This window comes from Pseudomonas sp. FBCC-B1667 (assembly GCF_059133255.1).
This window is the reverse complement of sequence record NZ_CP101437.1, coordinates 1,489,440-1,501,673: the sequence shown is the minus strand read 5'-3', so window position 1 is coordinate 1,501,673 and position 12,234 is coordinate 1,489,440. Positions and strand designations below refer to the sequence as shown.

Genomic DNA, 12,234 nt, shown 5'->3' with positions numbered 1-12,234 from the left:
CGGACTTCTTTGGAAGAAGCACTATGCTTTGCCACGCAGCATGCGCTGTTTTACCTCAGGTTACAGACGATATGTTGACTGTAAAAATTCGGTAAAGCCTAACGGCGCGAAGCATAGCGCAGCACTCGTCGTATTTCCCTGCATAAAGCTGGTCAAGTGAACGACTCATCGCTAGAATTGCGCACTTTTTGATCAGAGGCGCAGCAAAGCGCCCGTTTGTCGCCTTGCCGACTCGGCTGGAGGCGTCACAAATACCGAGGTTAGACATGTCCACCACTCCTGCGCCGGCCAATCCAAAGGTTGGCTTCGTATCCCTGGGTTGCCCCAAAGCACTGGTCGACTCCGAGCGCATCCTTACCCAGCTGCGCATGGAAGGCTATGACGTTGTGTCCACTTACGAGGACGCCGATGTCGTGGTGGTCAACACCTGCGGTTTCATCGACTCGGCCAAGGCTGAATCGCTGGAAGTGATCGGCGAAGCCATCAAGGAAAACGGCAAGGTCATCGTGACCGGCTGCATGGGCGTCGAAGAAGGCAACATTCGCAAAGTGCACCCGAGCGTCCTGGCCGTGACCGGTCCGCAGCAGTACGAGCAAGTGGTCAATGCCGTGCACGACGCCGTGCCGCCGCGTCAGGATCATAACCCCCTGATCGACCTGGTGCCGCCACAAGGCATCAAGCTGACCCCGCGCCACTACGCCTACCTGAAGATTTCGGAAGGCTGCAACCACAGCTGCAGCTTCTGCATCATCCCGTCGATGCGCGGCAAACTGGTCAGCCGTCCGGTCGGTGACGTGCTCGACGAGGCCCAGCGCCTGGTCAAGGCCGGCGTCAAAGAGCTGTTGGTGATTTCCCAAGACACCAGCGCCTACGGCGTCGACGTGAAATACCGCACCGGTTTCTGGAACGGCGCGCCGGTGAAAACCCGCATGACCGAACTCTGCGAAGCCTTGAGCACCCTCGGCGTCTGGGTTCGCCTGCACTACGTTTACCCGTACCCGCACGTCGACGAGCTGATCCCGTTGATGGCCGCCGGCAAGATCCTGCCGTACCTGGACATCCCGTTCCAGCACGCCAGCCCGAAAGTCCTCAAAGCCATGAAACGCCCGGCCTTCGAAGACAAAACTCTGGCGCGCATCAAGAACTGGCGCGAGATCTGCCCGGACCTGATCATCCGTTCGACCTTCATCGTCGGCTTCCCCGGCGAGACGGAAGAAGATTTCCAGTACCTGCTGGACTGGCTGACCGAAGCCCAGCTCGACCGCGTCGGCTGCTTCCAGTACTCGCCGGTCGAAGGCGCCCCGGCCAACCTGCTGGACGCGGCCATCGTGCCGGACGACGTCAAGCAAGACCGTTGGGACCGCTTCATGGCGCACCAGCAAGCGATCAGCTCGGCGCGTTTGCAACTGCGTGTCGGCCGTGAAATCGAAGTGCTGGTGGACGAAGTCGACGAGCAAGGCGCAGTTGGCCGTTGCTTCTTCGACGCCCCGGAAATCGACGGTAACGTGTTCATCGACAACGGCAGCAACTTGAAGCCAGGCGACAAAGTCTGGTGCAAAGTGACCGACGCCGACGAGTACGACCTGTGGGCTGAACAGATCTAAACGCAAAAAATACGAAAAGCCCCGCTCTCTTGACGAGATGCGGGGCTTTTTTAGGTCTATCGTTTTGTGGGAGAAAGGACTCGCACACCCCACTGCACACAGGACATCCGGCCATGCGCCATCATTCGGTCATCCACACCCCGAAACACAGTGACTACGAAGAACTCACCCGGGTCTGGGAGGCCTCGGTGCGCGCCACCCATGACTTTCTGCCAGACAGTTACATCTTGTTGTTGAAAGATCTGGTACTGACGCGCTACCTCGATGCAGTGATGTTGATTTGCACGCGGGACCCGCGCCAGCGCATCACTGGATTCGCCGGGGTCGCCGCCGGCAAGATCGAAATGCTCTTCATCGATCCGGCCCACCGCGGCCAGGGCCTGGGCAAACAGTTGCTACGCTATGCCATGGAACACCTGAATGCCGACGAACTGGACGTCAATGAACAGAACCCGCAAGCGCTGGGGTTTTACTTCAAGCAAGGCTTCGAAGTGATCGGCCGCTCCGAGTTTGACGGCATGGGCCAGCCTTATCCGCTATTGCACATGCGTTTGCGCCAAAGTCAGCAACATTCGCGGCATGCCTGACACGACGCGGAACAAATGTGGGAGCGAGCCTGCTCGCGAATGTGGTGTGTCATTCAATACATAAATTGACTGAACTACCGCTTTCGCGAGCAGGCTCGCTCCCACAAAAAGACGTACCGTGCAAATGGACCCGCGATTAACCGGCGCCAGGCAGGTACAATGCCCACCCCTTTTTTGTTACGGCCCTGTCATGACTGACCCGATTCGTCTCTCCAAACGCCTCATCGAACTCGTCGGCTGTTCCCGTCGGGAGGCTGAGCTGTTCATCGAGGGCGGCTGGGTGACCGTGGACGGTGAAGTCATCGACGAGCCGCAATTCAAGGTCGGCACGCAAAAAGTCGAACTCGATCCCGAGGCCAAGGCCACTGCGCCAGAGCCGGTGACTATCCTGCTGAACGTGCCGGTGGGCATGGACGCGGATACCGCCATGGCCACCCTGAGCGCAGAGACGCTGAGCGAAGAACACCGCTTCAGCAAACGTCCGCTCAAGGGCCACTTCCTGCGCCTGACCGCCAGCACCGACCTGCAGGCCAACGCCAGCGGATTGCTGGTGTTCACTCAGGACTGGAAGATCTTGCGCAAACTCACTGCCGATGCCAGCAAGATCGAGCAGGAGTATGTGGTCGAGGTTGAAGGCGACATGGTGGCTCACGGCCTCAACCGCCTGAACCACGGCCTGACGTACAAGGGCAAGGAACTGCCGCCGGTCAAGGCCAGCTGGCAGAACGAAAACCGCCTGCGCTTTGCGATGAAGAACCCGCAACCGGGCGTGATCGCCCTGTTTTGCCAGGCCGTCGGCCTGAAGGTCGTCGCCATCCGCCGTATCCGCATCGGCGGCGTGTCCATCGGCAAAGTGCCGCTGGGACAATGGCGCTACCTGTCCGGCAAAGAGAAGTTCTAAGGCTTCTCCCGCCGTCACACATTCCGGCGCCGCTGTTTGCTGTGGCGCCCACTGCTGAATATCAGGATTGCACACCATGATTCATAACGACGTATTGCGCAGCGTTCGCTACATGCTGGACATCAGCGACAAGAAAGTCATCGAGATCATCAAGCTCGGCGGCATGGACGTGACCATGGAAGACTTGCTGACGTACCTCGACAAAAAAGAAGAAGACGAAGAAGGCTTCGTCCGCTGCCCGGATGAAGTCATGGCGCACTTCCTCGATGGCCTGGTGATCTTCAAGCGTGGCAAGGACGAAAGCCGTCCGCCGCAACCGATCGAAGTCCCGGTGACCAACAACATCATCCTGAAAAAGCTGCGCGTAGCCTTCGAATTGAAAGAAGACGACATGCACGCGATCCTCAAGGCTGCCGAGTTCCCGGTGTCCAAGCCTGAGCTGAGCGCGCTGTTCCGCAAGTTCGGCCACACCAACTACCGCACCTGTGGCGACCAGCTGCTGCGCAACTTCCTCAAAGGCCTGACCCTGCGCGTGCGCCCTCAGTAAGCGCCTGCCCCCCCCCGTAGGAGCACAGCTTGCCGGCGATGGCGATCTTCAAAATGCCATCGCCAGCAAGCTGTGCTCCTACAGAGGTGACCGCCGGCCAAGCTGTATAGCCCCCCATTCCTCGCAAAAATAGTGGCTCCGCTAACGGCGGCTGACGACTAGGGTGTATTGACCCCCTCAGTTCTCAGGATTCGCCATGCACCCGTACTTTTCCCTGCAAGGCCGCACCGCACTGGTGACCGGCGGCACCCGTGGTATCGGCAAAATGATCGCCAAGGCGTATGTCGAAGCAGGCGCCACTGTGTACGTCTGCGCCCGGGACGCTGAAGCGTGCCGGCAAACGGCTGACGAGTTGAGCGCATTCGGGCGCTGCCATGGGGTGGCGGCCAATCTGGCCACCGAAGAAGGCGTGCTGCAACTGGCAACGCGATTGGGCGAGCAGATCACTCATCTGGATATCCTGGTGAACAACGCCGGCACCACTTGGGGTGCTCCACTGGAAAGCTACCCGGTCAAGGGCTGGGAAAAGGTCATGCAACTCAATGTGACGTCGGTGTTCAACTGCATTCAGCAGTTTTTGCCGTTGCTGCGTAAATCTGGCTCTGAAGCCAATCCGGCGCGGATCATCAACATTGGCTCGGTGGCCGGGATTTCGTCCTTTGGTGAGCAGGCGTATGCCTACGGGCCAAGTAAAGCGGCCTTGCACCAACTGTCGCGAATTCTGGCGCGGGAGCTGGTGAGCCAGCACATCAACGTCAATGTGATTGCGCCCGGGCGTTTCCCGAGCAAAATGACCCAGCACATTGGCAATGATGAACAGGCGCTGGCAGAGGATACGGCGCTGATTCCGATGAAGCGTTGGGGTCGGGAGGAAGAGATGGCGGCGCTGGCGATCAGCCTGGCGAGTACAGCGGGGGCGTATATGACCGGGAATATTATTCCTTTGGATGGTGGGTTCAGCCTCTGATCTCCTCCTACTGATCGTTCCTGCGCTCTGCGTGGGAATGCCTCAATGGACCTTGTGCGTCCGCTGTCGGGGTGCGGAGCGTTCCGGATTGCATTCCGCACGCAGAGCGTGGGAACGATCACAGCGTGGGTTATCATGCCCGCCCTGACCCCGCCTCGACCCCAAACCATGACCTACAGCGTTTCCCCCATCGGCTTCGTGCGCTCCTGCTTCAAGGAGAAGTTCGCCATCCCGCGCCAGCCGCAACTGGCCCCGGCCGCTCGCGGCATTCTGGAATTGGTGGCGCCGTTCGATCAGGGTGATGCCGTGCAAGGCCTGGAGCAAGTCAGCCACGTCTGGCTGTTGTTCCTGTTCCATCAGGCACTGGAAGAAAAGCCTCGCTTGAAGGTTCGCCCGCCGCGCCTCGGCGGCAACAAATCCATGGGCGTGTTCGCCACCCGCGCCACGCATCGGCCCAATGGTATCGGTCAATCCGTGGTCAAGCTGGACAAGGTCGAAGCCAATCGCCTGTGGATATCCGGTATTGACCTGCTCGACGGCACGCCGATTCTCGACATCAAACCCTATGTGCCTTACGCCGACATCATCGACAGCGCCTCCAACAGCATCGCCAGCGCCGCGCCGCAGCTGATTCCCGTGCAGTGGGCGGACGAGGCCCTGGAACAGGCTCATAGCCATGCTCAGCGCCTTGAAGAGCCCTTGGTGGCGCTGATCGAGCAATGTTTGGCACAAGACCCACGCCCGGCATACCAGATTCCTGCACCCGAGCGCGAATACGGTGCGCAGTTCTGGGACCTGGACGTGCGTTGGCATTATCCCGAGGCCGGGATCATCCGGGTTCTCGAAGTCATCCCCGCAAAAGCCTGAAAGCAGAAACAACTGTGGGAGGTTCTATGTTTGGGGGGAACCCTCAAACATAGAACCTCCCACAGGTAGAACAGAGCTGCTGCTTACTTCTCGACGAACGCTCGCTCGATCAGGTAATCACCCGGCTCGCGCATCCGCGGCGAGACTTTCAGGCCGAAGCTGTTCAGCACTTCGCTTGTCTCGTCGAGCATGCTCGGACTGCCGCACAGCATGGCGCGGTCGTCCTGCGGGTTGATCGGTGGCAGGCCGATGTCGCTGAACAGCTTGCCGCTGCGCATCAGGTCGGTCAGGCGACCTTCGTTCTCGAATGGCTCACGGGTCACGGTCGGGTAGTAGATCAACTTGTCACGCAGGGCCTCGCCGAAGAACTCGTTCTGCGGCAGGTGCTCGGTGATGAATTCGCGGTAAGCGACTTCGTTGACGTAACGTACGCCGTGGCACAGGATCACTTTTTCGAAACGCTCGTAGGTTTCCGGGTCCTGAATGACGCTCATGAACGGCGCCAGACCGGTACCGGTGCTGAGCAGGTACAAATGTTTGCCAGGCTTCAAGTCATCCAGCACCAGGGTGCCGGTAGGCTTCTTGCTGATGATGATCTCGTCGCCTTCCTTCAGATGCTGCAACTGGGAAGTCAGCGGGCCATCAGGCACTTTGATGCTGAAGAACTCGAGATGCTCTTCCCAGTTCGGGCTGGCAATCGAGTAAGCGCGCATAAGCGGGCGGCCGTTGGGCTGTTGCAGGCCGATCATCACGAACTGACCGTTCTCGAAGCGCAGGCCCGGATCGCGGGTGCACTTGAAGCTGAACAGAGTGTCGTTCCAGTGATGAACACTGAGGACACGCTCGTGGTTCATGTTGCTCATGTACGTGGGACTCCTGGAGATTTAGCCTGCGCCGATGATGTGCGCAATTGCATCGCATTCTAAAGGCAGAGACAATATCTGTTAAATGGATTATTAAGATAAGGGTTATCGGTTATATCGATATGCGATTTACTCTCCGTCAACTTCAAGTATTCGTCGCCGTCGCCCAGCAGGAAAGCGTATCCCGTGCTGCGGGCCTGCTCAACCTTTCACAATCGGCGGCGAGTACCTCGATCACCGAACTGGAGCGCCAGTCCAGCTGTCAGCTGTTCGACCGCGCCGGCAAACGGCTGAGCCTTAACGCCCTCGGCAAACAGTTGCTGCCACAAGCCGTAGCCTTGCTCGACCAGTCCAAGGAAATAGAAGACCTGCTCAACGGCAAATCCGGTTTCGGCTCCTTGGCGGTCGGCGCGACCCTGACCATCGGCAACTACCTGGCCACCCTGCTGATTGGCAGCTTCATGCAGCGCCACCCGGAAAGCCAGGTGAAGCTGCACGTACAGAACACCGCCAATATCGTGCAACAAGTCGCCCACTACGAAATTGATCTGGGTCTGATCGAAGGCGACTGCAGTCATCCGGACATCGAGGTGCAGAGTTGGGTCGAGGATGAGTTGGTGGTGTTCTGCGCCCCGCAGCATCCACTGGCCAAACGCGGTATCGCGACCATGGAGGAGCTGAGTCATGAGGCGTGGATATTGCGCGAACAAGGCTCTGGCACGAGGTTAACCTTCGATCAGGCCATGCGTCACCATCGCAGCGCGCTCAATATCCGGCTCGAACTGGAACACACCGAAGCGATCAAGCGTGCGGTGGAGTCAGGATTGGGGATTGGTTGTATTTCACGGCTGGCACTGCGCGATGCGTTCCGCCGCGGCAGTCTGGTACCAGTGGAGACACCGGACCTGGACCTGGCGCGGCAGTTCTATTTCATCTGGCACAAACAGAAATATCAGACGTCGGCGATGCGCGAATTCCTCGACCTGTGCCGCGCTTTCACCGCAGGGGTTCAGCGCAGCGACGAGATCGTTCTGCCGAACATCGCTTAGAACAGAATGACGGCCCAGACCAGCGCGATCATGCTCAATGCCACGAATTGAGCAGCGCTGCCCATGTCCTTGGCATTCTTGGACAGCGGGTGCAATTCCAGGGAAATGCGGTCGATGGCTGCTTCCACCGCCGAGTTCAGCAATTCGACGATCAGCGCCAACAGGCAGACGGCGATCAGCAGCGCCTGCTCGACACGGCTGACGTTCAGGAAGAACGAAAGCGGAATCAGGATGACATTGAGCAACACCAGTTGGCGAAAAGCCGCTTCGCCGGTGAAGGCAGCACGCAGGCCATCCAGCGAATAACCGGAGGCATTGAGGATACGCTTGAGGCCGGTTTGGCCTTTGAAAGGTGACATAGAGTGGGCAACTGACCAGATAGGAATGGGAACGCTAGATCAACCAAAGTCAAAATAGCGTGAACATGGCGCCTTTTTAGTGGCTCGGAATTGACTCAAGTTGTTGCAAGAGTAACGCGGCCTGGGTCCGGGTCCGCACATTCAGCTTGCGGAAAATCGCCGTGACGTGGGCTTTGATCGTCGCTTCCGAGACACTCAGCTCGTAGGCAATCTGTTTGTTCAGCAAGCCTTCGCAGACCATGGTCAATACCCGGAATTGCTGGGGTGTCAGGCTGGCCAGGCCTTCGCTGGCGGCTTTGGCCTCGTCGGAAACACTGACCGCCTCAAACGCTTGCGGTGGCCAGAATACATCACCGTCCAGTACGGCACGGACCGCTTTCTGGATCACACTCAGGTCGCTGGATTTTGGAATGAACCCACTGGCGCCGAACTCACGGGACTTGACCATGATCGACGCTTCTTCCTGTGCGGACACCATCACCACCGGAATTTGCGGGTACTGACCGCGCAACAGCACGAGCCCTGAAAAACCGTAGGCACCGGGCATGTTCAGGTCCAGCAACACCAGATCCCAATCAGACTTTTCATCCAGGCGGGCCTCCAGCTCGGCAATGCTCGCCACTTCCACCAGACGAACATCCGGGCCCAGACCCAGGGTCACAGCCTGATGCAGCGCGCTACGAAACAGCGGGTGATCATCGGCAATCAGGATTTCGTATGTGGCCATTGTTCAAATGATCCTGTTTTTCAAACGACTCAAGGCACAGCCACGGAGCTGCACCCATGGGGCACGTTCAACGCCAATAACAGCTAAAAACGGCGTATCAAACCTGGCCGCGCCCCAATCGGCGCCAAGCATGCCCAGCGAAGACTGGGTGGTCAAGGTGCATGGGCAGTACAGTTCTTTGCAGTATGGGCGACAATCAGCAGATGGCTGGGGCCGCGTTTTGCACGAAGGGCATCAGTTCGGCATGAGCGGGCGTGGCGACGTTCATGTCCAGTTGCCGTTTCGCGTCCAGGTAATGCTGGCTGAACACGTCGAAATAAGCGTCCAGCGCCGAGGCGGCTGAGTTATCCCCCGCCAGATCGAGGCACAGTGCAGCCACTTCGGCGGTGCACAAATGCTCACTGCGGGTCGACCTGCGCAATCGGTATCGAGACAGCTTTTCGGGCAACAGGCTGAGGATCGGCAAACGATCAAAGTAAGGGCTTTTGCGGAAAATCTTCCGGGCCTCTGTCCAGGTGGCGTCCAGCAGAATAAACAGCGGACGCTTCGAACTGTCCGTGTCGACCGTGTTGGTGACACGCTCGGGCGCAACGTATTCCCCCGGAAACACCAGATAGGGCTGCCATTGCGGGTCGGCCAACAGCGCCAGCAGTTGCTCATCAACCTCAGTGCGCGACCAGATAAACGCATGGTTGTCGCGTACCACGTCGGCAATCAGCCAACCGGTGTTGCTCGGCTTAAACACTTCCTTGTTGGTCATGATCAGGCACACACCGGAGCGCGCCTCGACCTGTGGGCGCCAGGCGCACAGGCAATGACTCTCGATAACACGACAGGAACGGCAACGCGGCGCCCTCCAGCCTCGGGCCTGAATCGGCTTGATGCCCTCCTCTTCTCGCGAATCGCGCAAGCGGGCCACGGCGTTGGCGGCAAAGGGCAGAATGGCAGGTTTCATCGCTGGCAACGCCGGCAGGAGGAGAAAATCGACACGAAAAACACTCGGCAGGGCAAAAAGTGCCGCCAGTTTATCAGAGCAGCCGGCGCAAGCCTGTACCGTCCGGAGCGCGTCCCCTATAATTCGCCGCCACTGAACGCACAGTCATGTGACGGGTCGAAGCACCAGTCACTGAACCAGGAGAGTTTCATGCTGCGCCTTATCGTCCCCACCGCTGCCATTCTGCTGGCGTCGTCCTTCAGCGCTCAGGCTGCATCGTTGAAAGACACCGAACTGAACAAAATGCTGCAAAACGTAGCCGCCCAAAGCAGTGTCGGCACGCCACGGGCGATCAACGAAGATATTCTCGATCAGGGTTACACCGTTGAAGGCACCGAGCTGATCAACCACCTCAGCGTCCAGAGCAGCCACGCTGACAAGATGCGCGCCGACCCCAAGGCGGTTTACTTCCAGCTGGGTTCCACCGTGTGCAACAACCCTGGTTTTCGCAAGCTGATGGCCAAAGGCGCGACCATGCGCTACGAGTTCACCGAGGTAAAAACCAACCGTCCGGTGGCCAGCGAGCGTTTCAAGGAGTCGGATTGCCTGCAACCGGCCAAGAAGAAAAAGTAATCACCCGGATTTGGCGCGCCGCTGTTCATCCTCGGCGCGCAGTTCTGCCAGCAATGCCTGCAAGTAATGTGACCGTCGCTCAGTTCCCTCCAGGCGTCGGCAGCACTCCTCTTCGAGACTCAAATGATGAGTCTCGGCTGATGACTTGAGCAATCGATACAGTTGCGTATCGATCTCCAGAATCACTCTGGCCATAACATCCCGCCTCCCTGCTCCTCGCCCTGCTTGAGCGAAAAATCCTTCAATTTCTTGAACCGCGCGTCCTGCCTTTGACGCAAAGTTGTCGTGCCTTGCCTGTAACTTAGTAAATCAGAGCGCCAGGCACCCGGTGTGCGTTCAGACGAGCGGTGAAATCACCTTGCAAATCTTCAATAAGCGGTTGCCAGGAAAGACTTTGCAGCGCAATGATCAAGCCAGCGTAAATCTCTGCGAGGGTCTAGATTTATAGTGATCCCGTTCACTTTTCGGGCTGGAAAGGGGCCGCCCGCGACGCGTCTTATCGTGCCAAATTGTGCGAAGGTTTCCTGCTACAAGGGAAAACACAGCCTGTATGGAAGGAGAAATTGATGCCTTACCAACCGAATGACCTGTTAAGCCGTCATTTTGAAGAAAGCGGCCACGACCTCACTAGCAAGGTCGAAGAACAACTCAAGCTGGTGTCACCCAACAGCCCTAACACCCCCATTTACCGCGACATGATCCTGACCGTGCTGCGCATGGCACAGGAAGATCACAACCGCTGGAATGCCAAGATCACCCTTCAAACCCTGCGCGAGCTGGAACACGCCTTCCGGGTACTCGAGCAGTTCAGGGGGCGGCGCAAAGTCACCGTGTTTGGCTCAGCCCGAACCCCCATCGAACATCCGCTGTATGGTCTGGCCCGAGAACTGGGCGCCGCGCTTGCGCGCTCGAACCTGATGGTCATCACCGGCGCTGGCGGCGGCATCATGGCAGCAGCGCACGAGGGAGCCGGCAGGGAGCACAGCCTGGGCTTCAACATCACTCTGCCCTTCGAACAACATGCCAATCCTACCGTGCAGGGCACCGCCAATCTGCTGCCCTTCCACTTCTTCTTCACCCGCAAGCTGTTCTTCGTCAAGGAAGCCGACGCGCTGGTCCTGTGCCCAGGCGGTTTCGGCACCCTGGATGAGGCACTGGAAGTACTGACACTGATACAGACCGGCAAAAGCCCATTGGTGCCGGTGGTATTGCTGGACGCGCCTGGCGGCAAGTTCTGGCAAGGCGCACTGGACTTCATTCATCATCAATTGGAGGAAAACCGCTACATCCTGCCGACCGACATGAAACTCGTGAGCCTGGTCTACAGCGCCGAAGAAGCGGTGGAACAGATCAACCAGTTCTACAGCAACTTCCACTCCAGCCGCTGGCTCAAGCATCAGTTTGTGATTCGCATGAACCATCCCCTCAGTGAGCAAGCGCTCGATCATATGCAGGAAGCATTTGCCGACCTGTGCCTGAGTGATCGCTTTCATCAGCACGCCTACAGCGGTGAAGAACACGATGAAGCACAGTTCAGCCACTTGGCACGACTCGCTTTCAATTTCAACGCGCGTGATCATGGTCGCCTGCGCGAACTGGTGGACTATATCAACCTGCCGGGAAACTGGGCGCAGTCCAAACCCCAAGCGCAGCAACGCACACGCAACCCTTCCAAGGTAACGTGAAGCAAAAAAAATGGCCCGCTATCGAAATAGCGGGCCATTTTTTTCAATCATCCAACCGACCACTGAACAAGCGGCCGATCATCTCCATGGAGTATCCCCGATAACTCAGAAAGCGCCCTTGCTTTGCACGCTCCCGAGCATCTATCGGCAGGTGCCCGGAAAATTTTCGCCGCCAGGTATCCTCCAATTGCTCCTGCCAGTTGATACCGCTCTCGCGTAACGCGAGTTCGATATCGGCACGTTGCAGGCCGCGCTGGCCAAGCTCCTCGCGAATACGCAAAGGGCCATAACCGGAGCGGGCGCGGTAAGAAACAAAGCTTTCGAGGTAACGGGATTCGGACAGGAGGCCCTCTTCCGTCAAGCGGTCGAGTGCTGTGTCGATCATCTCAGGGAGGGCGCCGCGCTGACGCAGTTTACGCGTCAGCTCGACTCGACCGTGCTCGCGTCGTGCGAGCAGGTCCATTGCGGTTCGCCGCACCGCGACGAGTGTATCGAGTACGGCGGTCATCGG

Annotated in this window: 15 protein-coding genes; 9 read left to right on the top strand and 6 right to left on the bottom strand. The window is 58.4% G+C overall.

The window, feature by feature from the left end; genetic code table 11:
* The first annotated feature begins 266 nt into the window (after positions 1-266).
* From rimO to tsaA, 6 genes are all read left to right on the top strand, one after another.
* Complete coding sequence (gene rimO / locus NL116_RS06575; protein WP_494376491.1) at positions 267-1,604, top strand: 30S ribosomal protein S12 methylthiotransferase RimO; 1,338 nt, start codon at positions 267-269, stop codon at positions 1,602-1,604.
* 113 nt (positions 1,605-1,717) lie between these two features.
* Positions 1,718-2,191 (top strand): GNAT family N-acetyltransferase, encoded by a 474-nt coding sequence (locus tag NL116_RS06570; protein ID WP_494376490.1) that lies wholly within the window; start codon positions 1,718-1,720, stop codon positions 2,189-2,191.
* 190 nt (positions 2,192-2,381) lie between these two features.
* Positions 2,382-3,092 (top strand): rRNA pseudouridine synthase, encoded by a 711-nt coding sequence (locus NL116_RS06565; protein ID WP_027925014.1) that lies wholly within the window; start codon positions 2,382-2,384, stop codon positions 3,090-3,092.
* Positions 3,093-3,168: 76 nt separating this feature from the next.
* Positions 3,169-3,639, top strand: a complete 471-nt coding sequence (locus NL116_RS06560) for a YehS family protein (protein WP_494376489.1) — start codon at positions 3,169-3,171, stop codon at positions 3,637-3,639.
* 196 nt (positions 3,640-3,835) lie between these two features.
* A complete protein-coding gene (locus NL116_RS06555) occupies positions 3,836-4,606 on the top strand; it encodes an SDR family oxidoreductase (protein WP_494376488.1) in 771 nt (256 codons plus the stop codon).
* Positions 4,607-4,774: 168 nt separating this feature from the next.
* On the top strand, positions 4,775-5,473 hold the full coding sequence (tsaA, locus tag NL116_RS06550) for a tRNA (N6-threonylcarbamoyladenosine(37)-N6)-methyltransferase TrmO (protein WP_494376487.1): 699 nt from the start codon (positions 4,775-4,777) through the stop codon (positions 5,471-5,473).
* Positions 5,474-5,556: 83 nt separating this feature from the next.
* Here tsaA and fpr read toward each other — a convergent pair whose 3' ends face one another.
* A complete protein-coding gene (gene fpr / locus NL116_RS06545) occupies positions 5,557-6,336 on the bottom strand; it encodes a ferredoxin-NADP reductase (RefSeq protein WP_003443014.1) in 780 nt (259 codons plus the stop codon).
* A 122-nt stretch (positions 6,337-6,458) separates the two neighbouring features.
* Here fpr and NL116_RS06540 point away from each other — a divergent pair, with 122 nt between their 5' ends.
* Positions 6,459-7,385: a LysR family transcriptional regulator gene (locus NL116_RS06540; RefSeq protein WP_494376486.1), complete on the top strand. Its 927-nt coding sequence runs from the start codon at positions 6,459-6,461 to the stop codon at positions 7,383-7,385.
* On the opposite strand, the gene NL116_RS06535 is transcribed toward NL116_RS06540, so the two are convergent.
* From NL116_RS06535 to NL116_RS06525, 3 genes are all read right to left on the bottom strand, one after another.
* On the bottom strand, positions 7,382-7,744 hold the full coding sequence (locus NL116_RS06535; protein ID WP_494376485.1) for a diacylglycerol kinase: 363 nt from the start codon (positions 7,742-7,744) through the stop codon (positions 7,382-7,384). The genes NL116_RS06540 and NL116_RS06535 overlap by 4 nt on opposite strands.
* 76 nt (positions 7,745-7,820) lie before the next feature.
* Positions 7,821-8,471, bottom strand: a complete 651-nt coding sequence (gene erdR / locus NL116_RS06530) for a response regulator transcription factor ErdR (RefSeq protein ID WP_494376484.1) — start codon at positions 8,469-8,471, stop codon at positions 7,821-7,823.
* A gap of 196 nt (positions 8,472-8,667) precedes the next feature.
* Positions 8,668-9,426 (bottom strand): tRNA-uridine aminocarboxypropyltransferase, encoded by a 759-nt coding sequence (locus NL116_RS06525; protein WP_494376483.1) that lies wholly within the window; start codon positions 9,424-9,426, stop codon positions 8,668-8,670.
* A 189-nt stretch (positions 9,427-9,615) separates the two neighbouring features.
* Between NL116_RS06525 and NL116_RS06520 the strand changes: the two genes are divergently transcribed.
* Entirely contained in the window at positions 9,616-10,038 is a 423-nt protein-coding gene (locus NL116_RS06520) for a PA3611 family quorum-sensing-regulated virulence factor (protein WP_494376482.1), read from the top strand.
* Here NL116_RS06520 and NL116_RS06515 read toward each other — a convergent pair whose 3' ends face one another.
* Positions 10,039-10,233, bottom strand: coding sequence for a hypothetical protein (locus tag NL116_RS06515; RefSeq protein ID WP_123433723.1), 195 nt, complete (start codon positions 10,231-10,233; stop codon positions 10,039-10,041). It lies immediately after the preceding gene.
* Between the two features lie 371 nt (positions 10,234-10,604).
* On the opposite strand from NL116_RS06515, the gene NL116_RS06510 reads away from it, so the two are divergent.
* Positions 10,605-11,723: an LOG family protein gene (locus NL116_RS06510; RefSeq protein WP_494376481.1), complete on the top strand. Its 1,119-nt coding sequence runs from the start codon at positions 10,605-10,607 to the stop codon at positions 11,721-11,723.
* 43 nt (positions 11,724-11,766) lie between these two features.
* Here NL116_RS06510 and recX read toward each other — a convergent pair whose 3' ends face one another.
* A complete protein-coding gene (gene recX / locus NL116_RS06505) occupies positions 11,767-12,231 on the bottom strand; it encodes a recombination regulator RecX (RefSeq protein WP_494376480.1) in 465 nt (154 codons plus the stop codon).
* Positions 12,232-12,234 lie beyond the last annotated feature (3 nt).